Below are 26,767 nucleotides of genomic sequence, written 5' to 3'. Positions count from 1 at the left end.
GCGAGCGTATGCCGCGTGGTCACCACGCGGCATACGTCGCCTGACGTAGGTCGTGGACGGGCTGGTCAGCCCTCGCGCATGGGGATGCGGACGCCCTGCTCGGCAGCGGTGCGCTCGGCGATGTCGTACCCGGCGTCGACGTGCCGGATGACACCCATGGCGGGGTCGTTCGTCAGCACGCGGGCGAGCTTCTGCGCGGCCAGCTCGGTGCCGTCGGCGAGCGAGACCTGGCCGGCGTGCAGCGAACGGCCGATGCCGACGCCACCACCGTGGTGGATCGAGACCCAGCTCGCACCCGAGGAGGTGTTGACGAGGGCGTTGAGCAGGGGCCAGTCGGCGATCGCGTCGGAGCCGTCGAGCATGGACTCGGTCTCGCGGTAGGGGCTGGCGACCGAACCCGTGTCGAGGTGGTCGCGGCCGATGACCAGAGGCGCGCTGACCTCACCGGTGCGGACGAGCTCGTTGAACGCGAGCCCGGCCTTGTCGCGCTCGCCCTGGCCGAGCCAGCAGATGCGGGCGGGCAGGCCCTGGAACGCGATCCGGTCCTGGGCGCCGCGGATCCACTTGTGCAGCCGCTCGTTGTCGGGGAACAGGTCGAGGACGGCCTTGTCGGTCGCCGCGATGTCCTTGGGGTCGCCCGAGAGCGCGGCCCAGCGGAACGGGCCCTTCCCCTCGCAGAACAGCGGGCGGATGTAGGCCGGGACGAACCCGGGGAACTCGAACGCGCGGTCGTAGCCGCCCTGCCGGGCCTCGTCGCGGATGCTGTTGCCGTAGTCGAAGACCTCGGCGCCGGCGTCCTGGAACTCGACCATCGCCTGCACGTGCCTGGCCATCGACTCGCGGGCGCGGTCGGTGAACTCCTCGGGCTTCTTGTCCGCGTACTCGTGCCAGTCGCCGAGCTCGATGCCCTCGGGCAGGTAGGACAACGGGTCGTGCGCCGAGGTCTGGTCGGTGACGATGTCGATCGGCACCCCGCGGCGCAGCAGCTCGGGGAACACCTCCGCGGCGTTGCCCACGACGCCGACGGACCAGGCGCGACGCTCGTTCTTGGCGGCGACGGCCTTGTCGATCGCCTCGTCGAGCGAGTCGGCGACCTCGTCGAGGTAGCGGTGCTCGACCCGGCGGCGCAGCCGGGACTCGTCGACGTCGACGATGAGGCAGGCGCCCTCGTTCATCGTGACGGCCAGCGGCTGGGCGCCGCCCATGCCGCCGCACCCGGCGGTCAGCGTCAGCGTGCCGGCGAGCGTTCCCCCGAAACGCTTCTCGGCGATCGCCCCGAACGTCTCGTACGTCCCCTGGACGATGCCCTGGGTGCCGATGTAGATCCACGACCCGGCCGTCATCTGGCCGTACATCGTCAGCCCGAGGTGCTCGAGCCGGCGGAACTCGGGCCAGGTGGCCCAGTCGCCGACGAGGTTGGAGTTGGCGATGAGGACGCGCGGCGCCCACTCGTGGGTCTGCATGACCCCGACGGGACGGCCGCTCTGCACGAGCATGGTCTCGTCCTGCTTGAGCGTCGACAGGGTCCGGACCATCGCGTCGAACGACTTCCAGTCACGGGCCGCACGGCCGGTGCCGCCGTAGACGACCAGGTCGTCGGGACGCTCGGCGTTCTCGGGGTCGAGGTTGTTCATGAGCATCCGCAACGGCGCCTCGGCGCCCCAGTGGGTGGCGTGGGTCAGCTGGGTGCCGCGCGGTGAGCGGACGGGACGAGCGCCTTCCATGTCGTTCTCCTTCGGTGCAGTTCGGGGCTGGTGGGGCAGGCTGGTGGGGCAGGCTGGTGGGGCAGGCGGGGTATGGCGTGGGTCAGCTGAGCGGGCCGGTGACGGCCTCGGCCGCGGCCAGGGCCTCGCCGCTGGCGACGAGCTGGAACGCGGTCTCGATCTCGGGGGCGAGGAACCGGTCGGTGCCCGGGGCGGGGGCGCCGGCCGCACGCAGGGCGGCGACGACGGCAGCCGTGGCCGGAGCCGGCGTCAGCGGGGCCCGCAGGTCGAGGGCCCGCGCCGCGGTGAGCAGCTCGACGGCCAGGACGCGAGTGAGGCCGTCGACCGAGCGACGCAGCTTGCGGGCCGCGGACCAGCCCATCGACACGTGGTCCTCCTGCATGGCGCTGCTGGGGATCGAGTCGACCGAGGCGGGGGCGGCCAGCCTCTTCATCTCCGAGACGATCGCGGCCTGGGTGTACTGCGCGATCATGTGGCCGCTGTCGACGCCGGGGTCGTCGGCGAGGAACGCGTGCAGCCCGTGGTTGCGCGAGACGTCGAGGAAGCGGTCGGTCCGTCGCTCGGAGATGGAGGCGAGGTCGGCCGCGACGATGGCGAGGAAGTCGAGCACGTAGGCGACCGGTGCCCCGTGGAAGTTGCCGTTGGACTCGACCCGGCCGTCAGGGGTGACGACCGGGTTGTCGACGGCCGACGCCAGCTCGAACCCGGCCACCGTGGCGGCGTGCTCGACGGTGTCGCGAACGCCGCCGGCGACCTGCGGCGAGCAGCGCAGGGAGTAGGCGTCCTGGACCCGGGTGCAGGCCTCGGGGTCGCGGTGGCTGTCGCGGATCCCGCTGTCCTGCATGACCTTGCGCAGGTTCGAGGCCGACAGCGCCTGGCCGCGCTGGGGGCGCAGGGCGTGCAGGTCGGCGGCGAAGACGTCGTCGGTGCCGAGCTGGCCCTCGACGCTCATCGCAGCGGTGACGTCGGCGACCTTGAGCAGCATCCGCAGGTCGGTGATCGCGAGGACGAGCATCCCGAGCATGCCGTCGGTGCCGTTGATGAGGGCCAGCCCCTCCTTCTCGCGCAGCTCGACCGGGGTGATGCCGGCCGCGGCGAAGGCCTCCGCGGTGGGCATCTTCTCGCCCTCCGCGTCGCGGACCACGCCCTCCCCCATGAGGGCGAGCGCGCAGTGGGACAGCGGCGCGAGGTCGCCGGAGCAGCCGAGCGAGCCGTACTCGTGGACCACCGGGGTGATGCCGGCGTTGAGCATCGCGACGTAGGTCGACAGCGTCTCCTCGCGGATGCCGGTGCGTCCCGTGGCCAGCGTCGAGATGCGCAGCAGCATCAGGGCCCGCACGACCTCGCGCTCGACCTCGGCACCGGAGCCGGCGGCGTGGGAGCGGACCAGGGAGCGCTGGAGCTGGGCACGCAGCTCCACCGGGATGTGCCGGGTGGCCAACGCGCCGAAGCCGGTCGAGACGCCGTAGTGCGCCTGGGTGTCGTCGGCCAGCGCCTCGATCACGGCACGGGTCCGACGGACCTCCTCCAGCGACTGGGGCGAGAGCTCGACCGGGGCGTCGTGGCGGGCGACGGCGACGACGTCCTCGAAGGACAGCGCGCCGATCCCGACGGTGACCGGGGCGACCGAGGACGCGGCGCCGGAGAGGGGTGCAGTGGTGGTCATCCCCCCATCACAGCGGAGGCAGGGCCCGCACAGGAGTCCTGCGGGCGGCATACCGTCTCGGATGCGAGACGTAGCTGCCTGGTGCCACGACCGACCGCACGGGGGGCGCCGCGGGTCACGCGAACCAAAGGGGTCGCCCAGGTGTCGTCCAGGTGTCAGCATCAGGAGCAGAGCCGAGGTGGGCGATGGACAGTCAGGACGCCGTCCGACGCGTGTATGCCGCGTCGTACCGCCGCCTCGTCGTGCAGATGCTCGCCCTGGGCGGCGACCAGGCCGAGGCGGAGGACGCGGTCCAGGAGGCGTTCGTCAGGGCCATCGGCCTCGGACGGCGCTTCGCCAGGCTGGACAACCCGGAGGCATGGCTGCGGACGGTGGCCCTCAACCAGCTGCGCAACCGCTGGCGCCACCTGGCGATCGTGCAACGACGGGGCGGACAGGTGCCCGGCCCCGCCATGGTCCTGGAGCTCGGTCCCGACCATGTCGCCCTCGTCGCCGCCCTCGCCACCCTCGCCCCGGACCTGCGCACCGTCGCCGTCCTGCACTACGTCGCGGACCGCTCCGTCCTGCAGGTCGCCAGGGAGCTCGACATCCCCGAGGGCACCGTGAAGTCACGGCTGTCCCGGGCCAGGGAGCAGCTGTCGCTGCTGCTCACCGAGGTGGAGGAGCACGAGCATGCCTGACATCCGGAGCCTGACCCTCCAGCTCGAGCAGCGCCTCGAACCACCGGTGTTCGACGACCTGGTCGAGGTCGCCGCACGTCGCCGGCGGGCGCGGCGCTCCTTCGTGGGAGTGCTGTCGCTGGTCGTCGCCGTGGCCGTGGCCCTCTCGACCTTCGGACCGGGACGTCCCGCCACACTGCCCGCCGCCCCGAGCGCCCACGACCAGCAGGTCGCGGACATCTTCCGCAACCCCCGCGGCTCGCTGGTCCTCGAGACCGAGGCACCCGGCGAACCGTCCGTGACGGCCGAGCTGTGGACCCGGTGCAACGGCACCAGCCCGGCCACCAGCGGGCGGTGCGGGAGTGCCGTGCAGGTCGTCGCCCACGACCTCACGCGGACGTGGGTCCTGCCCTCGAACGGCTACGTGCGGCTGGACTTCCTGTCCGACGGGCGGTTCTACCTCGAGGGCGCCGACGGGCGGGCGCAGGTCCTCGACCCGCGCCTGCCGGATCCCGTCGACCTCACGGACCTGCGCTCCCACGCCTTCGTCCGTCCCCGCCCCGGCCTCACGACGACGCGCTGCCTCGGGGGCCTGCTCTGCGTCGTGGACCTGGCGAGGCGGACGGTGGCGCCGCTGGACGTGGACAACCAGCACTGGTCCGCCGACCGCGGCTCGGTCCTGTGGGGGTATGCCGACACGTTCACCGACCCCAACGGCGTGGACTTCAGCTACGAGGCGCGCTGGGTCGAACCGGACGGGTCCCGCGGCCGGCACGTCCTGGCCACCAGGGAGCCGGTCCGGGTGGTCATGTGCGACGTGAGCACGGCAGACACCCTCGCCTACTACGTCGTGCCGGTCGGCTGGGAGGGCTCCGACCCGTCCCTGGCCGCGAGCACGTGGACGCACGGCACGCTGCACGTGAGCACCGACCGCGGAGCCGGCTGGAGCGTGCGACAGGTCCCGGTGACCGCCGTCGGCGAGGTGGCCGACTCACGACTCGCGGAGGACTGGCCCTCGTGGCCGCAGGTCCGTCCGTGAGGCGGGGAGGGGTTCGCACCCCGCCCCGTCCGAGGGGGTCGGGCGCCCATGAGGGGTGGGCGCCCGCACCCGGCTCGCACCACCGTCGCCGCGGAGGTCCGGAGTCGGGACCCGTCCGGTCAGGCCCTCGTGGCGAGGATGCCGTCCTCGTCGGCCCACAGGGTCTGACCCGGCACGAAGTCGACACCACCGAAGCTCACGACCACGTCGCGCTCCCCGACACCGTCCTTGGCGCTCTTGCGGGGGTTCGAGCCGAGGGCCAGTGTCCCCATCGGCAGGCCACGCAGGGCCACCACGTCACGGACGGCGCCGTGGATGACGACCCCGGCCCAGCCGTTGGCCACTGCGGCCGCGGCGATGAGGTCACCCATGAGGGCCGACTCCAGCGACGCACCCCCGTCGACCACCAGCACCTTGCCCTCACCGGGCTCGTTCAGCGTCGCCTTGACCAGCGCGTTGTCGCGGTGGCACCGGATCGTGCTGATGGTGCCGTGGAACACGGTCCGGCCGCCGTAGTGGCGCAGCTGCACCGAGCAGGACTGGAGGGCCTCGCCGTGCTCGTCGTAGAGGTCAGCCGTCGCAATGCCGGTCTGGTCGGTCGTCTGGTCGCTCACGGGCTCAGCCTGCCTTGACCGCGAGGACGGGGCAGTGCGCGTCGAGCAGGATCCGCTGTGCCGCCGAGCCCAGGAGCAGCTTGCCGACCGGGGTGCGGTGGCGCAGGCCGATGACGATGACCGACACCTCCTCCTGCTCCGACACGTCGAGCAGCACCTCTGCCGCGTCGCCACCCTCGGCGATCTGGCGCACCTCGAACTCGAGGTCGAGCTCGTCGAGGTCACGGCGGACCCGGTCGAGCTGGTCCTGGCCGGCGCGGCGGGCGTCCACCAGGACGTCGTCGCGGGACATGTTGACGACGAGCAGCCGCTCGCCGCGGCGGCGGGCCTCGGCGACGGACGCGGTGAGCGCCGCCTCGCCGAGGGCGTTGGGCACGAAGCCCACGAGAACAGTCATGTCAGGCCTCCGAGGAGTTGAAGCTGTGTCCGGCGCGGGCATTGGTGAGCGGTTCGGGCCCGTCGCCCCCGGCGTCGCCGCCTCCGGGGCCTCGACGGCCACGGCGACCGCGGACCAGGCTGACCAACGGCCAGGCGATCGCGATGACGATGAGCGCGTAGCAGAACCACGCGACCGGACCACCGATGAGACCGGAGAGGTCGCCACCCGTGAGCTGCAGGGCGCGACGCCCCTGGCGCTCGACGAGCGGCCCCAGGATGACGCCGACGATGAGCGGCAGGACCGGGAGACCGAAGCGCCGCATCGCGAACCCGATCAGGCCCAGCACGAGCAGCAGCCACAGGTCGAACGGCTGGGAGTTGACGGCATACGCACCCATGGAGGCGAAGAAGAGGATGCCGGCGTAGAGGTAGGGGCGCGGGATCTGGAGCAGCTTCGCCCACGCCGGTGCCAGCGGCAGGTTGAGCAGCAGCAGCATGAGGTTGCCGACGAAGAGGCTGGCGATGAGGGCCCAGACGAGGGCCGGCTCCTTGGTGAGGAGCAGCGGTCCGGGCTCGATGCCCCAGCCCTGCAGCGCCGCGAGCATGATCGCCGCGGTGGCGTTGGTCGGCAGGCCCAGCGCGAGCATCGGCACGAGCGTGCCTGCGGCAGAGGCGTTGTTGGCTGCCTCGGGTCCGGCGACGCCCTCGATGGCGCCGTGCCCGAACTCCTCCGGGTGCTTGGTGAGCTTCTTCTCCGCGGTGTAGGAGAGCAGGGTCGGGATCTCCGCACCACCCGCGGGGAGTGCGCCGAACGGGAAGCCGAGAGCGGTGCCGCGCAGCCACGGCTTCCAGGAGCGGCGCCAGTCGTCGCGGCCCATCCAGGGACGCCCGACGGGGATGACCGAGCCGGCCTTGCGGCGCAGGTGGGCGGCGACCCACAGGGCCTCGCCGACCGCGAAGATGCCGACGGCCACCACGACCACGTCAATGCCGTCCGCCAGCTGCGGCAGGCCACCGGTGAGGCGCTGCTGTCCGGTGACGAAGTCGATGCCGACGACGCCGATCGTCAGGCCGACGAGCAGAGCCGCCATCCCACGGATCCGTGAGGCGCCGAGCACCGCGGTCACACCGGTGAAGGTGAGCAGGATGATCGCGAGGTACTCCGGCGCGCCGAGGCTGATCGCGAACTTCACGACCTGCGGCATGAGGAAGACGATGCCGAGCGTGCCGATGGTGCCGGCGACGAAGGAGCCGATGGCCGAGGTGGCGAGCGCCTGGGCGGCCCGGCCCGCCTTGGCCATCTTGTTGCCCTCGATGGCGGTGACGACCGACGAGGACTCTCCCGGGGTGTTGAGCAGGATCGAGGTGGTCGACCCGCCGTACATGCCGCCGTAGAAGATGCCCGCGAACAGGATCAGTCCCTGGACCGGCTCGAGGCCGTAGGTGATCGGCAGGAGGAGCGCGACCGTCATGGCCGGTCCGATGCCGGGCAGCACGCCGACGGCCGTGCCGACGGTGACGCCGAGCAGGGCGATGAGGAGGTTCATCGGCGACAGGACGTCGCCGAAGCCCCCGATGAGGCTGTTGATGTTGTCCATCAGAGGATTCCCTGCAGGATGCCCGCGGGCAGGTTGACGCCGAGGCCGATCGCGAAGGCGTAGAAGGTGATGAGCGAGAGCGCCACCCCGGCCGCGAGACCGCGGACGTGGTGGCGGTTGCCGAGCGCGAACGCGGAGCCCCAGAAGAGCAGGGCCCCGCTGATCACCCAGCCCAGCGGCTCGATGAGCACGGCGTTGACCGCGAAGGCGCCGATGAGCAGGCCGATGGTGCGCCAGTCGACGCTGGTCTCCAGGTCGATGTCCTCACCCTCCTCCGCCTCACCGGCGCCCCCGCGGGCGACGTCCACGGCATACAGGACGGCGACGATGATCAGCAGCACCCCGAGCAGGATCGGCATGGGCTTGGGGCCCACCGGGTCGTTGCTGCTCGCCACGGCGCCGATGCGGCTGGCGTCGAACAGGACGTAGGCACCGAGCAGGCCGAGGCCGGCGCACAGTCCGTACTGCGCGCGGTCCTTCGTCCCGTGTCCCGTGCCGTCGACAGCGCCGGCAGCGCTCGTGTCGACCGTCGTCTCGGGGTGCTGCTGGCTCATGCGAGGCCCAGTTCCTTGAGGATGTCGGCGACCTGGGTGTCCTGCTCCTTGAGGAAGGTGCCGAACTCGTCACCGGTCTCGAACGCGTCGGTCCAGCCGCGCTTGGCCTCCTCGTCCTTCCAGGCCTTCGAGCCGTGCATCTTCGTCAGGGCGTTGATCCAGACCTGCTTGTCGGCGTCGGAGATGCCGGGGGGCGCCACGATTCCGCGCCAGTTCGTGAAGACGAGGTCGATGCCCTGGTCCTTGAGCGTCTTGACGTCCTTGAGGGCGTCGATCGGCTGCTCGCTGGTCACCGCGAGCACCCGCACCTCTCCGGCCTCGACCTGGTCGAGGAACTCACCGAAACCACTGGCACCGAAGGCGATCTTGTTGCCCAGCAGGGCCGGGAGGAGCTCGCCGCCACCGTCGTAGGACACGTAGCTGACGGACTTGGGGTCGATGCCGACCGCCTTGGCCAGCTGCATCGGGAGCAGGTGGTCGGGACCGCCCGGCGAGGATCCGCCACCCACGGCGAGCTTCTTGGGGTCGGCCTTCCAGGCGGCCACCAGCTGGTTGATGTCCTTATAGGGCGAGTCCTTCGGCACGACGATGGCGCCGGCCTCCTCGATCAGCTTGGCGATCGGCGTGGTGTCGTTCAGGGTCGCCTTCGACTTCTGCGTGTAGGCCGCGCCCACGACGCCCAGGCCCATCTGCATGGCCAGCTTGCCGTTGCCCTTCTCGTTGACCACGCGCTGCAGGCCCACCGTGCCACCGGCACCCGGGAGGTTGAACACCTGCACCGAGTTGGTGATCTTGTCGGACTCCAGGACCTTGGCCGCCGTGCGGGCCGTGGTGTCGTAACCGCCGCCGGGGGAGTTCGGGACCATGAGCTGCAGGCCGCTGGCCGGCTTGCCGTCGGCCGCACCGGTCGCGCCGGCTGCGGTGTCGTCGCCCTGCTTGGCGGTGGCGCCGCAGGCGGAGACGAGCAGGGTGGAGGCCATGGCTGCCGCGGCAACCAGACCGGTGTATCGAGCTCTCATCGTTGAGGCCTCTTTCGCGTGGAAGGGGTCGAGCGGGATGATCGTGCTCGTCCGGTACGTCCTACGTCGCCCTTGTGTCACCAGAGAAGGTTGAGTTCATAGTGGTCATGCGTGCACTGCGCCGACGGACGTTGGCCGGGCAGCTGCTCTTCCTCCAGCTGGGCATCATCGCGGTCGTCCTGGTCAGTGTCGGCGCGGTGTCCCTGGCCCAGTCCCAGGCGACGTTCAACCGCGTGGAGGGGCGCCGGGTGTCGGCCCTCGCCGAGCAGCTGGCCACCAACCCTCTCGTCCTGTTCAACCTCAGCCTCCCCGAGCAGCGCACCGGGCTGGCCACGCTCGCCCTCCAGACGGTCACCCAGTCCCGGGTCACGGCCGTGACCATCGCCGACGAGGACGAGAAGGTGCGGGTCTCCACCGACCCGTCGCTCGAGACCCGGCCACTGCCGCTCGGAGCCCGTTCTGTCGGTGTCGGGGCGAGCTGGTCCGGGACGATGGACATCGACGGCGACCGCATGCTCGTCAGCCAGGTGCCGGTCCTCAGCGTGGCCGAGGGCCACTACGGGGAGCACCTCGGCACCGTGATGATCGCCGAGGACTTCCCGTCGATCTGGGAACGCCTGCGCGGCGCCTCGTCCTACCTGCTCACCTACCTCGGCATCGCCCTGCTCCTCGGCGTGGCCGGGTCGTGGCTGCTCGCCCGCCGCATCAAACGACAGACGCTCGGCCTCGAACCGCACGAGATCACCGGCCTGGCCGAGCACCGTGAGGCGCTCCTGTACGGGATCGCCGAGGGTGTGCTGGCGCTCGACCCGCACGACCGGATCACCTTGGTCAACGACGTGGCCCGGCGCCTCCTCGACCTGCCCGAGCACGCGGCGGGGATGAGCCTGCGGGACCTGCGCGTCGAGGGACGCCTCCTCGACGTCCTCACGGGCACCGGCCCCGACGGCGACCGCAGCGGTGACGGCGGCGGGGACGGCGGCGACGAGGACCCGCGCGACGAGGTCGTGATCCGGCGCGGCCGCGTGCTGGTCATGAACCGCATGCGCGTCACCCGCGACGGCCGGCACCTGGGGACGGTGACGACGTTGCGGGACCGGACCGCCCTGGCCGACCTCGAGCGCGAGCTGGGGTCGTTCCGCAGCACCACCCAGCTGCTGCGGGCCCAGACCCACGAGTTCGCCAACCAGCTGCACACCATCAGCGGGCTGATCCAGCTCGGCGAGTACGACGAGGTCGTGCGCTACGTCGACGCGGTGACCGAACGCCGCCAGTCCCTGGACCTGCTCGTCAACAGCCGCGTCCGCGACCCTGCCGTCTCCGCGCTCCTCATGGCCAAGGCGTCCCTGGCGTCCGAGCGCCGGGCCGACCTGCGGGTGTCCGAGGAGACCTCGCTGGACCGGCTCGAGGCCGACGACTCCGCGGATGTCGCGACGGTGGTCGGCAACCTCGTCGACAACGCCATCGACGCCGTGAGCGGCGGAGGCCCGGGCCAGTGGGTGGAGGTCGAGATCCGACAGGATGCCTCGAGCGTCCAGGTCGTCGTGAGCGACTCCGGCCCCGGCATCCCGCCCGAGGTCGCCCAGGAGGTCTTCGCCAACGGCTTCACCACCAAGGCAGCCACGTCGGGCGACCGCGGCATCGGCCTCGCCCTGACCCGGCTCGTCTGCCAGCGTCGTGGCGGTGAGGTGCAGCTCGGGACGAGCGAGGGCGGAGGTGCGATGTTCGTCGCCCACCTCGGCATCACCCCGGTCGCCCCAGCGGGAACCGGCAACCCGGCCGAGGCCCACGAGGACACCCGCGCAGAGGCGCACCGGTGATCCGGGTCCTGGTCGTCGACGACGACTTCATGGTGGCCCGTGTCCACACCGGGTTCGTCTCCCGCGTCGAGGGATTCGAGGTCGTGGGTACCTGCCACACCGGCGCGGATGCCGTCGCCGCGGCGGCCCAGCTCACGCCCGACCTCGTGCTGCTCGACCTCTACCTGCCCGACACCTTCGGCCTCGACGTGCTCGCCGAGCTGCGCAGCGCCGGGCACGACTGCGACGTCATGGTCATCACCGCGGCGAAGGAGGCCGACTCCGTCCGGGGCGCCCTGCGCCAGGGCGTGGTCGACTACGTGCTCAAGCCCTTCGGCTTCGAGGACCTCCGGGAACGACTGGAAAGGTATGCGGCGCAGCGTGATGCGCTCGCCGCCGCCCAGGTGCGCGGCCAGGAGGACATCGACCGGGTGCTGTCCCGCGGCGGGAGCGCACCCGCCGCAGCGCTGCCCAAGGGGATGAGCCCGCAGACGGCGACGCTCGTCGAGGAGGCCCTGCGCGACGCCGACGGCAACCTGTCCGCGACCGAGGCGGCCGAGCTCGTCGGCGTGAGCCGGGTCAGCGCGCGCCGCTACCTCGAGTACTTCTGCAGCATCGGCCAGGCCGAGGTCTCCTTGCGGTACGGCTCCGCCGGTCGCCCCGAACGCCGGTACCGCTGGGGCGCGTGACGCGTGGCCAACGCCCCCGCCGCCCGGCACACCCTCGAGCTCCTCACCCTGCTGGCGCGCCATACCGAACCGCTCCCCGCCGGGGCGATCGCCCGTGAGCTCGGACTGCCCAGGTCCACCACGTACCACCTGCTCGCGGTGCTGCGGGACCACGGCTTCGTCACGCACCTCGAGGAGGAGCGCCGGTACGGGCTGGGCGTCGCGGCGTTCGAGCTCGGGTCCGCCTACCAGCGACAGGCGCCGTTGCAGCGCATCGCCCGTCCCCTGCTCGGTCGGCTCGTCGACACCACCACCCACAACGCGCACCTCGCCGTGCTGCACGGCCGTGACGTCCTCTACGTCATCGAGGAGCGTGCGCCCGGACGCCCCCTGCTCGTCACGGACGTGGGGGTGCGGCTCCCCGCACCGCTCACCGCGAGCGGCCTCGCCATGCTGGCCGAGCTGCCCGCCGCGCAGGTCCGCGCGCTCTTCCCGCACCGTGACGCCCTCGTCCAGCGCGACGGCCACGGGCCCACGACGGTGAGCGAGCTGCGGCGTGAGCTCACCACCGTCCGCACCCGCGGGTACGCCGTCGAGGACGACTCCGTCAGCGCCGGCCTGTCCTCGGTCGCGAGGGCCGTGCTCGACCACACCGGCCACCCCGTGGCAGGGGTCGCCCTGACCTTCCCGCGGGACGAGGTCGACGCGGAGGAGCGCGCGCGCCTCGTGGCCGCGGTGGGCCGGGTGGCCGCGACGCTGACGGCACGGATCGGCGGGGTCCGCTGAGTTCGGCTCTCCTGCTGGCACACTCGGCCCGAGGGATCGTGGAGCTGACGAGGGGGTGAGTTCGGTGGCGGGGAGCAGACCCATGTCCGAGCGTCGTCGCGCCCGGCTGCGTCGGACCGTCGTCGTCCTCCTCACGCTGGTGGCCGTCTCCGGCGCCGCCGCGTACGCGGTCACCCGTGGCGACACCCCCGCTCCGGTCCACGCGTCCGGCGCGACGTCGGCCCCGCCCCGGGCCACCGCACCGGCCCCCGCCACCACGGCGCAGGACGTCTCTGCAGAGGGATTCGCCCCGGTGGTCACGGACCGGATCCCCGCCCCCACCAAGAGCATCGCCCTGTCGGCACCGGTCCCCGGCACCACGAACATGCAGCCCGCCGCCGCCAAGGCCTTCACGTCGGCGTTCGCCGGGGCGCGGGCAGCCGGGCTCTCGCCCCAGATCAAGTCGGCGTGGCGCAGCGAGCGCTACCAGCAGGTGCTCTTCGACCGTGCGGTCACGAAGTACGGCTCACGCGCCGAGGCGACCAAGTGGGTCCTGCCACCCCTGGCCTCGGCCCACGTCAAGGGGTATGCCGTGGACGTGCGGCCCGAGAACGTCGCTGCCTGGCTCGAGGAGCACGGCGCGGAGTACGGCGTCTGCCGGGCCTACGACAACGAGTGGTGGCACTTCGAGTACGTGGCGACGAACGTCTGCCCGGCCCGCAAGCCCAACGCCGCAGGCTGACCGACGCGCCGGCGCTGGCCACGGCCCCAGTCGGCTCCAGCCGCCCCCAGCCGGCCGGGCGGTGGTCCCCGGCAGTCGCCCGGGACCCGCTAGCGGCCGCGGTTGCGTTCCCGGTTGCGGCCCTCGGGCACCTCGCCCCCGACGACGCCACGGCCGAACGCCCACCAGAAGCCGGTGACGACGGCCGGGATCGCGACCGTCCACGACGGGACGTCGGTGTTTCCCACGACGATCGCCCAGATGACGAGCACGAGCGTCAGTGCCCAGGCGATGTTGAGGTAGGTCTGGTTGCGGTTCCCCCGGCTGTTCTCCATGAGACCAGTCTGGCCGCAGGGGCACCCCGAGCGCGTCCACCGGGCGGTGGACGAGCCGCGCACCGGCCGGTGGACCCACAATGAGCCGGTGACCGACCCCACTGCCGCCCCCACCCCGCTGACCGCCGTCGTCCTCTGCGGTGGCGCCGGCGCACGCTTCGGTGGCGACAAGACCCAGGCCGTCCTCGGCGGGACGACCGTGCTCGACCACGTCCTGGACGGGCTGCCTCCCGACTGGCGGGTCATCTGCGTGGGTAGCGCCAGATCCACCCACAGGGTCGTCGCCTGGTGCCGCGAGACGCCGCCCGGTGGCGGCCCCGTCGCCGGGCTCGCCGCCGCCCTCCCCCACGTCGCCACCGACCTCGTCGTCGTGCTGGGTGGCGACATGCCGTATGCCGCGGCGCCGGCCCCCGGACTCGCCGCAGCCCTCGGGGCCGAACCGGAGCTCGAGGCGGTGGTCGGTCGTGACGGCGACGGGCGGCTGCAACCGTTGCTCGCGGCATACCGGACCTCGGCCCTGCGGGCAGCGGTCCCCACGCCCGCGGCGGGCACCCCCCTGATGCGCCTGCTCGACGGACTGCGGTCGGTCGCGGTGCCGCTGGAGGACCCCAGCGCGCTCGACGTCGACACCCCCGAGGACCTCGACCGGGCAGCCGCCGTCGTCCGGCCTAGGCTCGAGCCATGAAGGCCATCACCCTCCCCACTCCCGGCGACGCGGACGCCCTCGTCCTCGCCGAGGTCCCCGACCCCCAGCCCGCTGCCGGCGAGGTGCGCGTCCGGGTCGCGGCCGCCGGCGTGAACCGCGCCGACGTGATGCAGCGGATGGGCCACTACGACCCGCCGCCCGGCGCCTCCGCCTACCCCGGCCTGGAGGTCAGCGGCACGGTCGACGCCGTCGGTGAGGACGTCACGGGCTGGGCCGTCGGTGACGAGGTGTGCGCCCTGCTGTCCGGGGGTGGGTACGCCGAGCTGGTGTGCGTCCCGTCCGGCCAGCTGCTCCCGGTGCCGGCAGGCGTCTCCCTCGAGGACGCCGCGGCACTGCCCGAGGTCGTCAACACGGTGTGGAGCAACGTCTTCATGACCGCCAACCTGCTGCCCGGGCAGACCCTGCTCGTCCACGGGGGGTCCTCCGGCATCGGCACCATGGCCATCCAGCTGGCCCGGGAGGTCGGTGCCAGGGTCATCGTCACGGCCGGTTCGGCCGCGAAGCTGGAAGCCTGCCGCGAGCTCGGCGCCGAGGTCCTCGTCAACTACCGCGAGCAGGACTTCGTCGAGGAGGTGCGCGCGGCCACCGGTGGCGCCGGCGCCGACGTCATCCTCGACAACATGGGGGCCAAGTACCTCGCCCGCAACGTCGAGGCCCTCGCCACCAACGGTCGCCTCGTCGTGATCGGGCTCCAGGGTGGCACGAAGGCGGAGCTCGACCTCGGCCTGATGCTGCGCAAGCGCGCCGCCGTCATCGCGACCTCGTTGCGGGCCCGTCCTGCTGACGAGAAGGCCACCATCGTCGCGGCGGTCCGTGAGCACGTCTGGCCGCTCATCGAGTCCGGCCGGGTCCGTCCCGTCATCCACTCGCGGCACGCCCTCGCCGACGCGCCGTCCGCCCACCGCGAGCTCGAGGAGAGCGGCCACATCGGCAAGATCCTCCTCACCCCCTGACGGTGGCCTCCTGACGGTGCCTCCTGACGGTGCCTCCTGATGGTGCCGTCCGGACAGCGCCGTCCTGACGGTGTCCTCCTGACAGCGGGCGGGCGCACCTGCCACGCTGCGGGGGTGAGCACCGTCGCCGTCGTCCTCGTCGCCCTCGTGGCGGCCATCCACGTCTACATCGTCGTCCTCGAGATGGTGCTATGGACGACCCCGCGGGGACGGGCCGCCTTCGGGCTGACCCAGGAGTTCGCCGAGTCCACCAGGGCGCTCGCCGCCAACCAGGGGCTCTACAACGGGTTCCTCGCCGCCGGCCTCCTCTGGGGGCTCGTCGGACCGGCCGACCACCGGTTCGCCTTCCGCGTGTTCTTCCTCGTCTGCGTCGTCGTGGCCGGGCTCTACGGCGCAGCCACCGCGAGTCGCCGGATCCTGCTCGTGCAGGCCCTGCCGGGAGCCGTCGCCCTCGTCGCGGTGCTGCTCGCCGGCTGACGTCCCGGGCAGGTCCCGCTCGCCGGTAGACTTGGCCTGTCCGGTGCGGTCGACCTGAGGTCCGCCTGCGGTAGCCGCCCGGAATGTTCAGGGTTCCTGTGCGCCTCGGAGGTGGGTTCGGCGCACGCCCGTCCGCCGTGCCCCGGCACCGGCGGCCAGAGAACCAGGACGAGAACCCCGTGTCACCGATCGCCTCCTACCGCCACCTGCTCCGCCTCGCCGGACCCCTCTACGTCGTCATCGCGTTCGTCGGACGACTTCCCCTGGCCATGAGCCAGATGGGCGCCCTCCTGCTCGTGTCCGGCACGACCGGTTCGTATGCCGCGGGGGGCCTCGCCGCCGGCGCGCTGGCCGTGGCCAACGCCCTCTGCTCACCCGTCGCCGCCGTCCTGTCCGACCGCATCGGCCAGCGGCCGGTCGTGCTGGTGCAGTCCGTGCTCGGCGGACTCGGGCTGCTCGCCCTCGTCGTGCTGGCCCACCGTGACGCCTCGGGCGGCGTCCTCGCGGCGACGGCCGGCCTCAGCGGTGCGTTCCTGCCCCAGATCGGCCCGCTCGCCCGGGTGCGGTGGCGCCCCATCACCCGGAACAGCGGGGCCCGGCAGCCGCGCCTGGTCGAGGCGGCCTTCTCCTACGAGGGCGCCGCCGACGAGGCCACCTTCGTCCTCGGGCCGGCCCTGCTGGGCCTGCTCGTGCTCGTCGCCGACCCCGGCGCCGGCCTGGTCGTCGCGGCCGTCCTGCTCGTGGTCTTCGGGTGCGCGTTCGCCGTGCACCCGACGGCCGAGCTCGCCCGTGCGCCGCGTCGCACCGGCCAGCCGCGGGTCCGGGTCCTGAGCGCCACGCTGGTGGTCCTCATGCTCGCCCAGGGGCTGATCGGGGCGTTCTTCGGCTCGGTGCAGACGGGGACGAGCGTCCTGGCCACCTCTGTCGGGCACGCCGGGATCGCCGGCCTCGTCCACGCGGTGCTGGGCGTCGGCAGCGTCGCCGCCGGGCTGGCGATCGCCGGGGTGCCCGAACGGTTCGGCTTCCCCCTGCGCATGCTCGTCGCTGCCGGGGGCCTGCTCGTCCTCTCGCTGCCGCTCCTCGCGGTCGACTCGCTCCGCTCCCTGGTCCTCGTGGTGCTGGTCCTCGGCTTCGTCGTGGCGCCCTACATGATCAGCAACTTCACCATGGGCGAGCGCAGCGCTCCCGTGGCGAAGGTCGGCACGGCGATGACCCTGCTCGCCGCGGCGACCGGCCTCGGCTATGCCGTCGGGTCGGCGCTCGCAGGTCGCCTCGCCGACGACCACGGACACACGGCGGCGTTCGCCGTGACCGTGTCCGCAGCGGCCGGTGCGCTGCTCCTCTCCCTCGCCAGCCAGCGCCTGCTCCGTCGCCCGGCAGCGCCCCACCACCTCCCGTTCGGCACCGTCCAGCCCTCCAGCGAGGTGTCGGGCTCCACCGCAGGCGTCGTCCACGCCTGATGCTTGACGGCGTGGCCTGATACTCGGTATACCTACTCCCACCAGTAGCAATACCGGGTATGTAGGGGACAGGAACCGGGGCGACCCGGAGGGGATCGAGGGGAGGGGCGCCGGTGTCGGTTCGCCAGGGGCTGTTGGCCCTGCTCGCACAGGAGCCGATGTACGGCGCCCAGCTCCGGTCGGAGTTCGAGGCCAGGACCGGGGGGACCTGGCCGCTCAACGTCGGACAGGTCTACACGACCCTCGCCCGGCTGGAGCGCGACGGCCTGGTCGAGGCCGCGGGCGCCGACGAGGACGGCCGGATCAGCTACCGGCTGACCCGGACCGGTCGGGCCGAGGTCGCCCAGTGGTGGGTGTCGCCGGTGGACCGGGAGACCACCCCGCGGGACGAGCTCGTCATCAAGCTCGCCCTGGCCGTCACGGTGGACGGCGTCGACGTCGACCGCGTCGTCCAGACCCAGCGCACGGCGACCCTGCGGCACCTGCAGGACCTCACCCGGCTCAAGCAGCGGGCCACCACCCACCTCGAGTCCGACGAGGACAACGGCAGCGTCGACCTCGCCTGGCTCCTGGTCCTCGAGAACCTCATCTACGCCGGGGAGGCCGAGGTCCGCTGGCTGGACCACGTCGAGGCCCGGCTCATCCGCGAGGCGAGCCGCCCACGCCGCAAGGCTCGCGCCATACCGACGACCGACGGGGAGGGGACCGGCGACGCCGGTGCACCGCCGGCCGTGCACGACACCATCTCCACCACGCTCAGGGGGGCACAGTGAACACCACCGCAGGGAACGACCCGATCCTCCGCCTGGACAACGTCACCCGCGTCCACGGCACCGACTCCACCGCCGTCCGGGCGCTCGCCGGGGTCAGCCTCGACGTGCACGCGGGCGAGCTCGTGGCCGTCATGGGGCCCAGCGGCTCCGGCAAGTCCACGCTGCTCAACCTCGCCGGTGGCCTCGATGCCGCGACGAGCGGGCAGGTGCTCATCGAGGGGCAGAGCATCGGCACCCTCAAGGGCGACGCGCTCGCGAAGCTGCGGCGCCGTCGCGTGGGGTTCGTCTTCCAGGACTTCAACCTCATCCCGTCCCTGACCGCGATCGAGAACGTCGCCCTGCCCCTCGAGCTGGACGGGTTCCGGGTCGGGAAGGCCCGTCGCCTGGCCAGGCACGCCCTCGAGCTGGTGGGCGTCGACGAGCTCGCCGACCGGTACCCCGACAAGATGTCCGGCGGGCAGCAGCAGCGCGTGGCCATCTCGCGTGCGCTGGTCGGCGACCGTCGGCTGGTGCTCGCCGACGAGCCCACCGGCGCCCTCGACTCGCACACCGGTGAGGGGGTGCTCCGCGTCCTGCGCGAGCGCTGCGACGCCGGCGCCGCCGGCTTGCTCGTCACCCACGAGGCGCGGCACGCCGCCTGGGCCGACCGCGTCGTGTTCCTGCGCGACGGGGTCGTCGTCGACAGCACCGGCTCGGCGCAGACGGCCGAGGCCCTGCTCGACCCGGCCGTCTGAGGCGCGACGATGACCACCCTCACCGAACCCTCTGCACCCCGGTCCGAGGCCTCCGCCTCGGAACGGCGCACCGACTCGGGCCCGTCCGGCTCCCGGCTGGCCCGCTGGCGCGCCTCGTGGCGCGTGGCCCTGCGCATGGCCTGGCGCGACGCCCGCCGCTACAAGGGCCGCAGCATCCTCGTCTTCGTCATGGTGGCACTGCCGACCGGCCTGCTCGTCGGCCTCGCGACCCTCGCCGCCTCGGAGACGGTCTCCGGCGCCGACAAGATCCCGCTGACCCTGGGCACGGCGCAGGCCCTCGTCAGCGGCCCGGAGGGGCAGTCCCTCGCCCAGGGCGCCGACCCCGACTCGGCCATGAGCTTCGGCGAGGCGTCCCGGTCGGCCAAGGCCATCCCCGGCTTCGACCCCGAGCAGAGCTCGGGGGGCGCCGCGAACCTCGCCGCGGTGCAGCGACTCACCGGCGGCACCATCGAGCGCATCGGCACCACCACGGTCCGCCACCCGATCGGGGACCGGTCCCGCGCCGCCAACGTCATGGTGCTCGACACCTCGCGCCCGTGGGGCGAGAAGGCCCGGCTGCTCACCGGCCGCTGGGCGACCAGCGCGGCCGAGGTGGTCGTCACCCCCTACGGCATCAGCAGGGGCATGCCGTCCTCCGGCGAGGTGACGCTGACGAGCCAGGGCAAGGAGCACCAGGTCACCGTCGTCGGCACCGCGAGCGCGTTCGACGGCTACGGCAGCATGCCGGACGTCGTCACCAACGAACCCATCGCCCAGGACTCCCTGTACAGCTGGCAGTGGCTCGTCGTGCGCGACACCCCCGTCACCTACGACGAGGTGAAGACGCTCAACGGCTACGGCCTGAGGGTCGCCAGCGCCGACGTGATGCGCCACCCGCCCACCGCGGCCCAGCTGCCCGCCGAGCTGCGCCAGCAGAACGACTTCGCCGCCCAGCAGCTTCGCCAGCTCGTGGCCGTGGGCGCCCTGATGCTGTTCGTCGTGACGACGCTGCTGGTCGCCCCGGCGTTCGCGGTCAGCGCCTCCCGGCAGCGGCGCACCCTCGCGCTCGCCGCGAGCAACGGTGCGGAGACCCGCCAGCTGCGCCGCGAGGTCTTGGCCCAGGCCCTCGTCCTCGGGGCGGCGAGCGCGGTGGCCGCGGCCGCCCTGGCCGCGGTCGTGATGCGGGTCGCCCTGCTGGTCTGGGTGCACCAGCGCCCGTGGACGTCGCACCGGTACTTCGACCTCCCGGTCCTCGCCGTCGCCTTCATCGTGGCCTGCTCGGTCCTCAGCGCGCTCGTCGCCGCGATGATCCCTGCGGCACGCCTCGGGCGCCTCGACATCGTCGGTGTCATGCGGGGGCAGAGCGTCTCACCCCGGCTCAACCGGGTGCTGCCCGTCGTCGGACTCGTGGTCGCCATCGCCGGTGGGGTCGGGCTGCTGTGGGCGGTCCGCACCGAGCAGCGGGAGATCCCGATCATCTCGACGGGGCTCGCCCTGGTGCTCGGCGCCCTTCTCCTCGTGCCGCTCCTGCTCGTGGCTGCCGGGCGAGCGGCGTCACGGCTCCCGGTCGCACCCCGTATGGCGACGCGGGACGCCGCCCGGCACCGCACCCGCTCGGTCCCCACCGTCGCCGCCATCGTGGCCGGCACGATCGCCCTGACGATGTTCAGCATCGGACTGGCCAGCGACACCGAGCAGCAGCGCCGGCAGTACATCCCGCGGACCACCGCCGGGGAGGGGATCTTCTCCTACTACCCCGCCGAGATGACGTCCGGCCCGACGACGGTCTCCAGCGACGCCATCGCGACCGAGGCCACGGCGATCGTGCACCGCGTCACGCCCCACCTCGAGGCGACGCCGCTGCAGGTGGTGGCCTGGTCGGGCGTCGGGGCCAAGGACGGGGACCCCATGCCGTTCGTCGTGGTCGTCCCTGCGGGCTGCACCCCGACCGAGGCCCTCAACGGGGCGCAGTTCGACAGCTCGGGCAACCCGTTGCCCGACCCGAAGACCTGCAACCAGGTCGGCAGCATGTCGATGGCCCAGATCGGCGCCCTCCCCGCGTCCGCGATCGCGACGGCCGACTTCCTCGGCGCGTCCGAGCGCGAGGTGCTCCGCAGCGGCGGAATGGTGCTCACCGACAGTTCGCTCATCCGGGACGGCAAGGTCACGGTGACCACCGGGACGTCGACGGTCGACAACAACACCGGAGTCCAGACGCTCGCGGCGACGACCACCACCTCCCTCCCGGCAGCTCGTGCGGCACTGCCCTTCTCAGGGTTCTCCGTGGCCGCGCTCGTGAGCTCCGAGACCGTGGCGCAGCGGAAGTGGCCCAGCGTCAGCCAGTCGCTCATGCTGCGTGATCCCGACGGCGCGATCAGCCGGGCCGACCAGACGGCCCTCGCCGAGGCGGTCGGGGACGAGGGCGAGGCGTACGTCGAGCGCGGTTTCCAGCGCGACGACCGCGTCGTGATGGCGGCGCTGTTCGGTGGGTTCGCCCTGCTGCTGCTCATCGTCACGCTCATCTCCACGGCCCTGTCGCTGGCCGAGCAGCGGGCCGACCTCGGGACGTTCGCCGCGATCGGCGCCACCCGGCGGACCCGTCGTCGGTTGGCGGCTGCCCAGGCGGGGGTGGTGGCGTTCATCGGCGCCGTGGTCGGCATCGCCGTCGGGCTCGTCCCGGGCATCGCGTTGACCTACCCGCTGACGAGCCAGAGCTGGGACCCGCTCACCGGGACGGAGATCAAGGGGCCCCCGATCATCGTCGTCCCGTGGCTCCCGCTGGTCGCCGTGGTGGTCGGCGTCCCCCTGCTGGCGGCCCTGTTGTCGGCCGCCGCGATCCGCCGGGCGCCGACGATGAGCCGGCGCGCCGACTGAGACCGGTCCACCGTGGGTGCCGGGTCGGGGGGCTCGCACCCACGGTGGACCACAGTCGCTCCTGGGGCAGGATGGGAGGCATGAGCCCACTGACCCCCACCACCCCTGACGACCCGTCGACCGGCTCCGGCGACCCCACCACCCAGGGTGGCGACCAGCAACGCGTCGTCGTCGTGACCCAGGACGGGATGGGCGTGCACCCGCACGAGGGTGACGAGGACGGCCCGACCAACCCCGCCGACCTCGTCGAGCAGCCCGCCAAGGTCATGCGGATCGGCTCGATGATCAAGCAGCTCCTCGAGGAGGTGCGCAACGCGCCGCTCGACGAGGCGGGCCGCGTCCGGCTCGCCGAGATCCACCGCCGCTCCATCAAGGAGCTCGAGGACGGCCTCGCCCCGGAGCTGATCGACGAGCTGGAGCGGATCGCGCTGCCGTTCGAGGAGGGCCACGCCCCCACCGATGCCGAGCTGCGGATCGCCCAGGCCCAGCTGGTGGGGTGGCTCGAGGGGTTGTTCCACGGGATCCAGACCGCCTTGTTCGCCCAGCAGATGGCGGCCCAGCAGCAGCTCGCCCAGATGCGTCGCGCCCTGCCGCCCGGCCAGCAACCGCACCCCGACGGAGGTCACCCCGACCTCCCCGGCGTGCCCGGTGGCGACGGTCCGACCGGCCAGTACCTCTAGCCGGCGCCCGGCCCGGGGGTTCGCGGTTCGCGGTTCGCCTCCCCCGCCACCCAGCAAAGCGGCGACCGCCGACTGACCCAGGGGCTTGTGCTGGGCACGTCCACGCCATACCGTGGATAGCGTCACTATCCACGGGGAGGGGCTGGACATGCCGACGGAGCACTCGTGGAACGCCCTGATCGCCGTCCACGCGGTCGCCGCCACGTTCGCCCTGGTGGTCGGCGCCGCCCAGCTGGTCCGGCGCCGCAGGGGCGACCGTCCGCACCGGGTCCTGGGGTGGACGTGGCTGTCCTGCATGTACTTCACGGCATTCAGCTCGTTCTGGATCCAGCAGCTGCGGCCCGGCAGCTTCTCGTGGATCCACGGCTTGAGCGCGTTCACGATCGTCACCCTGTCGCTGGGCCTGTGGAACGCACGCCGCGGCAACATCCGTGCGCACGCGGGCAACATGATCGGGACCTACGCCGGGCTGTGGGGCGCCTTCATCGGCGTCGTCGCCGTGCCGAGTCGCTTGGTGCCACAGGCCTTCCAGTCCAACTGGCTGGCGATGTCAGGCCTCACCCTCGCCATCGTGGCGGTGGGCCTGGCCCTCGTCGCGCTGGTGACCCGGCTGCTCGCTCAGGTCGGCGTGCCGTCGACGACGCGCGAGCCCGCGGCGATCTGACGCAACGGCGACAGCCACGCGAACCCCGCCGCCAGCACCCCCACGGACACGAGCGTCACCATCGCCGGCTGCACGGCCGTCGCAGCCGCCAGCGCACCACCGGCGATCGACCCGATGGTCCACCCGACACCCCACGACAGCATCCGGCCGGCGGTGTTGACGCGGCCGAGGAGGTGCTCGGGGGTCACCTGCATGCGGTAGGTCATCGAGGTGATGAGCACCAGCTGGTAGGCGACTCCCCAGACCACCATCCCGACGCAGGCCAGCACCCAGTTCGGGGCGAGCGCGGTCGCGATCCCCGCCACCGCCGACACCGGTATGGCGCTGAGGGTCACCCGCGCGACCCGGTACCGCCGCAGGAGCGGCGGGACGAGGGCAGAGGCGAGGATGCCGCCGAGCCCCCACACGGCGAAGACGAGGCCGAACCGCCACCCCGAGGTGCCGATGTGGAGCACCTGGTCGGCCCACGGCACGAACAGCGCGACGAACCCGGCGCCGCCGATCGACTGGAGCATGCCGACGACGGTCTGCGACCGCACGCCCTCGTGGTGCCAGAGGAACCGGACCCCCTCGCGCACGTCGCGCAGGACCACGGCGGGTCGCAACGGGTCGAGGTGCTCGCGCGCCGAGGACAGGGCCCGCCGGATGGATCGCACCAGCAGGGCCGAGACGGCGAACGTGATGGCGTCGACGACGAGGAGCGTCGACGGGTGGACCACCGCCAGCGCCAGCCCCACTCCGGCCGGGACAGCCAGGTCGAGGACGCCACCGATCCCCCAGATCGCGGCGTTCGCGTCGCCCACGCGCTCGCGACCGACCAGGACCGGCAGGGCACCGAAGTTGGCACCGTCGAAGAACGTGAAGAGGCACTGCGCCACGAACCCCGCCACGAGCACGTGCGGGACGGTGAGGACGTCGAGGAAGTGCGCCACCGGGACCGAGCCGATCACCACGACGTTGGCGAGGTCGGCGGCGACCATGACGCGCTGACGGTTCCAGCGGTCGCTGAGGGCGCCGGCGAACAAGCCGATCAGCAGGTAGGGCAACGCATCCAGCGTCGCCGTGAGGGCGGTCAGGGCAGCCGAACCCGTGAGCCGGTAGACGAGCACCGGCATGACGACGACCGTGATGAGCGACCCGCTGAGGGAGACGATGCGNNCCCCAGCCAGTACCGACGGAAGTCCCGGTCGTCGAGCAACCGCTGTGGCGGGCCTGCGGCTCCGGCCACGTCGTCGGTCATGCGGTGGAGTCTGCCTCAGGTGGCCGACGGCGGCGTCATCGCCGCCACGGGAGCGGGCGCGGAGACGGGGTCCTGCCGGTGCGCGCGCAGGTGCAGCCCGGCATCGAGCGCGGTCTTGAGGGCGATGAGCAGGATGCCCGGCAGCACGGATGGTCCCGCGGCCGCGGTGTCGAGCGGGCTGCCCGGGACCAGGGACACCGACCCATCGGTGGAGAGCGGGCCCATGACCAGGAAGAAACTGCCGATGACGGCGAGGTGCAGCACGAAGATCCGGCCATAGGGCTGCTTCATGGTCGCCATCAACCCGTTCGCCCTGCGCTCACCCCGGGCGAACCAGTGGATCGCGGTCGACAGACCGTGGCTCAGGAACAGCACGAGGAAGACGAGGGTGAAGCTGCGGACACTGCCGCTGATGCCGCTGCGGTGGGCCAGCACGAACGTGAAGACGCCGTGCACGACCGTGAACAGGCCGTAGTGCACGACGAAGAACCCGGCCACGAAGACCCGGGCGACGCTCCCGGCCAGCTGGACCGGGCGGCCGTTGACGTGGGCCGTGACCGTGCGCGGGTCGGTCAGCGCCTGGCCGGCACCGGACCCGGCGACCACGTCGGTCCCCTGGGCCGTCAGGAGCTTGACGACCTGCCAGATCCCCACGGCCACGTTCTCCAGCCAGTAGGTGACCAGCACGTCACCGGCTCCCCAGGCGCCCGTGAGCAGGGCCACGAGCGGGAACAGGTTGGCCCCGACGAGCATCACCAGCGTGAGGACCCGCGCCGTGCGCGCGGGCATGGTCCCGACCAGAACGGCCAGGGCCTGCAGCCCCAGCACCCGCAACAGCACTCCCACGCCAAGCCCCCTCACCCTGTGTCGCCGGGAGGCTAGCGCGGGCACCGTGCCTGCGCCCCCGGTTCCGGCTCAAGCCCATCCGTTCGACCGGGTCGATGTGGGCGCCCGGTTCCCCGGAGGGTTCACGTCGACCCGCGGGGTGGGACGACGGCGACGGGGTCAGCCGACGGCGGCCGCCGCGGCGCGACCTGCGACGCGGCCCGAGAAGATGCACCCACCCAGGAAGGTGCCCTCGAGCGCCCGGTAACCGTGCATCCCCCCGCCACCGAACCCGGCGACCTCGCCGGCGGCATACAGGCCGGGCACGGGCTCACCCGACGCGGACAGGACCCGCGCCGAGAGGTCGGTCTCGAGGCCGCCCAGGGTCTTGCGGGTGAGGATGTTGAGGCGGACCGCGATGAGCGGGCCGGCCTTCAGGTCGAGGATCCTGTGCGGGGCGGCGGTGCGGATCAGCTTGTCCCCACGGTAGTTTCGCGCGCCGTGGATGGCGGTGAGCTGCGCGTCCTTGCTGAAGTCGTTGTCGACCTGGCGGTCGCGGGCGACGACCTGGCGCTCGATGTGAGCGGCGTCGAGGGGGGCGTGGGGGGTGAGGGCGTTCATCCTGGCGACGAGCTCGCCGATCGTGTCGGCAGTGACGAAGTCGGCACCCCGGTCGAGGAACGCCCGAACGGGTGCGGGCATGTCGGCGCGCGCCCTGCCGAGGACGTCCTTCACCGACTTCCCCGTGAGGTCGGGGTTCTGCTCCGAGCCCGAGAGCGCGAACTCCTTGCCGATGATCCGCGCCGTGAGGATGAACCAGCTGTGGTCGTGCCCGGTCTGCCGCAGGTGCGCGAGCGTCCCCAACGTGTCGAACCCGGGGAACAGCGGTGCCGGCAGCCGGTCACCGTTGCCGTCGAACCACAGCGAGCTCGGCCCGGGAAGGATGCGGATGGCGTGGTCCGGCCAGATGGGGTCGAAGTTCTCGATGCCCTCGACGTAGTGCCACATGCGGTCGCGGTTCACCAGGCGCGCGCCGGCCGCCTCCGTGATGGCCAGCATCCGCCCGTCGACGTAGGCCGGGACCCCCGTGAGCATGTGGGCCGGGGGTTCGCCGAGCCGTTCGGGCCAGTTGGCGCGGACGAGGTCGTGGTTGGCGCCGATGCCCCCGCTGGTGACGACGACCGCCTGCGCCGAGAGGGCGAACCCGCCCACGGACTCGCGCGAGGTGGGGCGTCCGCGCTCCGCGCCGTCGTCGGCGAGCAGGGTGCCCCGGACCCCCGTCACGGCGCCGTCGTGCGTGACCAGCTCGTCGACCCGGTGGCGGGGACGCAGCTGCACGCGCCCGCCGGCGACGTGCTCACGTACCCTCCGCTCGAACGGCTCGACGACCCCGGGGCCGGTCCCCCACGTGATGTGGAACCGCGGGACCGAGTTGCCGTGGCCCGTGGCGGTGCCGTCACCGCGCTCGGCCCAGCCGACCACGGGGAACCACCGCATCCCCTGCTGGTGCAGCCACGAGCGCTTCTCCCCCGCGGCGAAGTCGACGTAGGCCTCGGCCCACCGCACCGGCCAGCGGTCCTGGTCCTCGAGCCGGTCGAACCCCGCCGAACCCATCCAGTCCTGCAGCGCGAGGTCGGCGGAGTCCTTGATCCCCATCCGGCGCTGCTCCGGGCTGTCCACGAAGAACAACCCGCCGAACGACCAGAACGCCTGCCCGCCGAGGTTGACCGCACTCTCCTGGTCGACCACCACGACCCGCCGACCGGCATCGGCGAGCTCTGCGGTGGCGACGAGCCCGGCCAGTCCGGCCCCGACCACGATGACGTCAGCGTCCATGCCGGC

Annotated in this window: 26 protein-coding genes; 15 read left to right on the top strand and 11 right to left on the bottom strand. The window is 72.6% G+C overall.

Annotated features, from left to right (window positions below):
- Positions 1-65: 65 nt before the first annotated feature.
- A complete protein-coding gene (gene hutU, locus ASD62_RS12475; protein ID WP_056916233.1) occupies positions 66-1,724 on the bottom strand; it encodes a urocanate hydratase in 1,659 nt (552 codons plus the stop codon).
- Positions 1,725-1,806: 82 nt separating this feature from the next.
- Positions 1,807-3,390 (bottom strand): histidine ammonia-lyase, encoded by a 1,584-nt coding sequence (gene hutH / locus ASD62_RS12470; protein WP_056916232.1) that lies wholly within the window; start codon positions 3,388-3,390, stop codon positions 1,807-1,809.
- A gap of 185 nt (positions 3,391-3,575) precedes the next feature.
- Between hutH and ASD62_RS12465 the strand changes: the two genes are divergently transcribed.
- On the top strand, positions 3,576-4,070 hold the full coding sequence (locus ASD62_RS12465) for an RNA polymerase sigma factor (protein ID WP_056916231.1): 495 nt from the start codon (positions 3,576-3,578) through the stop codon (positions 4,068-4,070).
- Positions 4,063-5,088 carry a hypothetical protein gene (locus ASD62_RS12460; protein ID WP_056916230.1) on the top strand — a complete coding sequence of 342 codons (1,026 nt, stop codon included), beginning with the start codon at positions 4,063-4,065 and terminating at the stop codon, positions 5,086-5,088. The genes ASD62_RS12465 and ASD62_RS12460 overlap by 8 nt, the downstream gene beginning before the upstream one ends.
- A 119-nt stretch (positions 5,089-5,207) precedes the next feature.
- On the opposite strand, the gene rraA is transcribed toward ASD62_RS12460, so the two are convergent.
- The 5 genes from rraA to ASD62_RS12435 are packed head-to-tail and all read right to left on the bottom strand — an operon-like array spanning position 5,208 to position 9,251.
- Positions 5,208-5,702 (bottom strand): ribonuclease E activity regulator RraA, encoded by a 495-nt coding sequence (gene rraA, locus ASD62_RS12455; protein ID WP_157581455.1) that lies wholly within the window; start codon positions 5,700-5,702, stop codon positions 5,208-5,210.
- A gap of 4 nt (positions 5,703-5,706) precedes the next feature.
- On the bottom strand, positions 5,707-6,099 hold the full coding sequence (locus tag ASD62_RS12450; protein WP_056916229.1) for a universal stress protein: 393 nt from the start codon (positions 6,097-6,099) through the stop codon (positions 5,707-5,709).
- A 1-nt stretch (position 6,100) separates the two neighbouring features.
- Positions 6,101-7,678: a tripartite tricarboxylate transporter permease gene (locus tag ASD62_RS12445; RefSeq protein WP_056916228.1), complete on the bottom strand. Its 1,578-nt coding sequence runs from the start codon at positions 7,676-7,678 to the stop codon at positions 6,101-6,103.
- Complete coding sequence (locus ASD62_RS12440; RefSeq protein WP_082553217.1) at positions 7,678-8,232, bottom strand: tripartite tricarboxylate transporter TctB family protein; 555 nt, start codon at positions 8,230-8,232, stop codon at positions 7,678-7,680. Before ASD62_RS12440 ends, ASD62_RS12445 begins: the two co-directional genes overlap by 1 nt.
- The gene (locus tag ASD62_RS12435; protein WP_056916227.1) at positions 8,229-9,251 is read right to left on the bottom strand and encodes a tripartite tricarboxylate transporter substrate binding protein; all 1,023 of its coding nucleotides are present in this window, start codon (positions 9,249-9,251) and stop codon (positions 8,229-8,231) included. Before ASD62_RS12435 ends, ASD62_RS12440 begins: the two co-directional genes overlap by 4 nt.
- Positions 9,252-9,358: 107 nt before the next feature.
- On the opposite strand from ASD62_RS12435, the gene ASD62_RS12430 reads away from it, so the two are divergent.
- The 4 genes from ASD62_RS12430 to ASD62_RS12415 all read left to right on the top strand — a co-directional run bounded on the left by ASD62_RS12430 (position 9,359) and on the right by ASD62_RS12415 (position 13,225).
- Positions 9,359-11,071: an ATP-binding protein gene (locus tag ASD62_RS12430; RefSeq protein ID WP_056917365.1), complete on the top strand. Its 1,713-nt coding sequence runs from the start codon at positions 9,359-9,361 to the stop codon at positions 11,069-11,071.
- The gene (locus tag ASD62_RS12425) at positions 11,068-11,739 is read left to right on the top strand and encodes a response regulator (protein WP_056916226.1); all 672 of its coding nucleotides are present in this window, start codon (positions 11,068-11,070) and stop codon (positions 11,737-11,739) included. The genes ASD62_RS12430 and ASD62_RS12425 overlap by 4 nt, the downstream gene beginning before the upstream one ends.
- A gap of 3 nt (positions 11,740-11,742) precedes the next feature.
- A complete protein-coding gene (locus ASD62_RS12420; protein ID WP_056916225.1) occupies positions 11,743-12,504 on the top strand; it encodes an IclR family transcriptional regulator in 762 nt (253 codons plus the stop codon).
- An 82-nt stretch (positions 12,505-12,586) separates the two neighbouring features.
- Positions 12,587-13,225 carry a D-alanyl-D-alanine carboxypeptidase family protein gene (locus ASD62_RS12415; protein ID WP_056916224.1) on the top strand — a complete coding sequence of 213 codons (639 nt, stop codon included), beginning with the start codon at positions 12,587-12,589 and terminating at the stop codon, positions 13,223-13,225.
- A gap of 89 nt (positions 13,226-13,314) precedes the next feature.
- Here ASD62_RS12415 and ASD62_RS12410 read toward each other — a convergent pair whose 3' ends face one another.
- Positions 13,315-13,539 carry a hypothetical protein gene (locus ASD62_RS12410; RefSeq protein WP_056916223.1) on the bottom strand — a complete coding sequence of 75 codons (225 nt, stop codon included), beginning with the start codon at positions 13,537-13,539 and terminating at the stop codon, positions 13,315-13,317.
- An 88-nt stretch (positions 13,540-13,627) separates the two neighbouring features.
- Between ASD62_RS12410 and ASD62_RS12405 the strand changes: the two genes are divergently transcribed.
- From ASD62_RS12405 to ASD62_RS12365, 9 genes are all read left to right on the top strand, one after another.
- A complete protein-coding gene (locus ASD62_RS12405) occupies positions 13,628-14,224 on the top strand; it encodes a molybdenum cofactor guanylyltransferase (protein WP_056916222.1) in 597 nt (198 codons plus the stop codon).
- Complete coding sequence (locus ASD62_RS12400; RefSeq protein ID WP_056916221.1) at positions 14,221-15,198, top strand: NAD(P)H-quinone oxidoreductase; 978 nt, start codon at positions 14,221-14,223, stop codon at positions 15,196-15,198. The genes ASD62_RS12405 and ASD62_RS12400 overlap by 4 nt, the downstream gene beginning before the upstream one ends.
- 114 nt (positions 15,199-15,312) lie before the next feature.
- Positions 15,313-15,675 carry a DUF1304 domain-containing protein gene (locus ASD62_RS12395; protein WP_056917364.1) on the top strand — a complete coding sequence of 121 codons (363 nt, stop codon included), beginning with the start codon at positions 15,313-15,315 and terminating at the stop codon, positions 15,673-15,675.
- 179 nt (positions 15,676-15,854) lie between these two features.
- Entirely contained in the window at positions 15,855-17,135 is a 1,281-nt protein-coding gene (locus tag ASD62_RS12390; RefSeq protein WP_200956884.1) for an MFS transporter, read from the top strand.
- A gap of 113 nt (positions 17,136-17,248) precedes the next feature.
- Positions 17,249-17,908: a PadR family transcriptional regulator gene (locus ASD62_RS12385; protein WP_082580778.1), complete on the top strand. Its 660-nt coding sequence runs from the start codon at positions 17,249-17,251 to the stop codon at positions 17,906-17,908.
- Positions 17,905-18,642, top strand: coding sequence for an ABC transporter ATP-binding protein (locus tag ASD62_RS12380; protein WP_056916220.1), 738 nt, complete (start codon positions 17,905-17,907; stop codon positions 18,640-18,642). The genes ASD62_RS12385 and ASD62_RS12380 overlap by 4 nt, the downstream gene beginning before the upstream one ends.
- 9 nt (positions 18,643-18,651) lie before the next feature.
- Positions 18,652-21,516 (top strand): FtsX-like permease family protein, encoded by a 2,865-nt coding sequence (locus tag ASD62_RS12375; RefSeq protein WP_056916219.1) that lies wholly within the window; start codon positions 18,652-18,654, stop codon positions 21,514-21,516.
- A gap of 71 nt (positions 21,517-21,587) precedes the next feature.
- The gene (locus ASD62_RS12370) at positions 21,588-22,196 is read left to right on the top strand and encodes a bacterial proteasome activator family protein (protein ID WP_082580776.1); all 609 of its coding nucleotides are present in this window, start codon (positions 21,588-21,590) and stop codon (positions 22,194-22,196) included.
- A 148-nt stretch (positions 22,197-22,344) separates the two neighbouring features.
- Complete coding sequence (locus tag ASD62_RS12365; RefSeq protein WP_056916218.1) at positions 22,345-22,860, top strand: DUF2306 domain-containing protein; 516 nt, start codon at positions 22,345-22,347, stop codon at positions 22,858-22,860.
- Here the strand turns inward: ASD62_RS12365 and ASD62_RS21005 are convergent.
- The 3 genes from ASD62_RS21005 to ASD62_RS12350 all read right to left on the bottom strand — a co-directional run bounded on the left by ASD62_RS21005 (position 22,815) and on the right by ASD62_RS12350 (position 26,761).
- Positions 22,815-24,014 carry an MFS transporter gene (locus ASD62_RS21005; protein ID WP_369818818.1) on the bottom strand — a complete coding sequence of 400 codons (1,200 nt, stop codon included), beginning with the start codon at positions 24,012-24,014 and terminating at the stop codon, positions 22,815-22,817. The genes ASD62_RS12365 and ASD62_RS21005 overlap by 46 nt on opposite strands.
- A gap of 101 nt (positions 24,015-24,115) precedes the next feature.
- Positions 24,116-24,946 carry a DUF6498-containing protein gene (locus tag ASD62_RS12355; protein WP_157581453.1) on the bottom strand — a complete coding sequence of 277 codons (831 nt, stop codon included), beginning with the start codon at positions 24,944-24,946 and terminating at the stop codon, positions 24,116-24,118.
- A gap of 159 nt (positions 24,947-25,105) precedes the next feature.
- Entirely contained in the window at positions 25,106-26,761 is a 1,656-nt protein-coding gene (locus ASD62_RS12350) for an FAD-binding dehydrogenase (protein ID WP_056917362.1), read from the bottom strand.
- Between the last annotated feature and the right edge of the window lie 6 nt (positions 26,762-26,767).

The organism is Phycicoccus sp. Root563 (genome assembly GCF_001427915.1).
GTDB lineage: Bacteria > Actinomycetota > Actinomycetes > Actinomycetales > Dermatophilaceae > Pedococcus.
Note: the sequence above shows the minus strand (reverse complement) of the source record. Positions and strands in the feature narration are given on the sequence as shown.

Excerpts from the sequence above, each read along its gene's own strand:
- ASD62_RS12465 (WP_056916231.1), top strand. The coding sequence starts at position 3,576 with ATGGACAGTCAGGACGCCGTCCGACGCGTGTATGCCGCGTCGTACCGC.
- ASD62_RS12445 (WP_056916228.1), bottom strand. The coding sequence starts at position 7,678 with ATGGACAACATCAACAGCCTCATCGGGGGCTTCGGCGACGTCCTGTCG.
- ASD62_RS12400 (WP_056916221.1), top strand. The coding sequence starts at position 14,221 with ATGAAGGCCATCACCCTCCCCACTCCCGGCGACGCGGACGCCCTCGTC.
- ASD62_RS12375 (WP_056916219.1), top strand. The coding sequence starts at position 18,652 with ATGACCACCCTCACCGAACCCTCTGCACCCCGGTCCGAGGCCTCCGCC.
- ASD62_RS12435 (WP_056916227.1), bottom strand. The coding sequence starts at position 9,251 with ATGAGAGCTCGATACACCGGTCTGGTTGCCGCGGCAGCCATGGCCTCC.
- ASD62_RS12450 (WP_056916229.1), bottom strand. The coding sequence starts at position 6,099 with ATGACTGTTCTCGTGGGCTTCGTGCCCAACGCCCTCGGCGAGGCGGCG.
- ASD62_RS12460 (WP_056916230.1), top strand. The coding sequence starts at position 4,063 with ATGCCTGACATCCGGAGCCTGACCCTCCAGCTCGAGCAGCGCCTCGAA.
- ASD62_RS12410 (WP_056916223.1), bottom strand. The coding sequence starts at position 13,539 with ATGGAGAACAGCCGGGGGAACCGCAACCAGACCTACCTCAACATCGCC.
- ASD62_RS12370 (WP_082580776.1), top strand. The coding sequence starts at position 21,588 with ATGGGAGGCATGAGCCCACTGACCCCCACCACCCCTGACGACCCGTCG.
- ASD62_RS12350 (WP_056917362.1), bottom strand. The coding sequence starts at position 26,761 with ATGGACGCTGACGTCATCGTGGTCGGGGCCGGACTGGCCGGGCTCGTC.
- ASD62_RS12365 (WP_056916218.1), top strand. The coding sequence starts at position 22,345 with ATGCCGACGGAGCACTCGTGGAACGCCCTGATCGCCGTCCACGCGGTC.
- hutU (WP_056916233.1), bottom strand. The coding sequence starts at position 1,724 with ATGGAAGGCGCTCGTCCCGTCCGCTCACCGCGCGGCACCCAGCTGACC.
- hutH (WP_056916232.1), bottom strand. The coding sequence starts at position 3,390 with ATGACCACCACTGCACCCCTCTCCGGCGCCGCGTCCTCGGTCGCCCCG.
- ASD62_RS12440 (WP_082553217.1), bottom strand. The coding sequence starts at position 8,232 with ATGAGCCAGCAGCACCCCGAGACGACGGTCGACACGAGCGCTGCCGGC.
- ASD62_RS12415 (WP_056916224.1), top strand. The coding sequence starts at position 12,587 with ATGTCCGAGCGTCGTCGCGCCCGGCTGCGTCGGACCGTCGTCGTCCTC.
- ASD62_RS12430 (WP_056917365.1), top strand. The coding sequence starts at position 9,359 with ATGCGTGCACTGCGCCGACGGACGTTGGCCGGGCAGCTGCTCTTCCTC.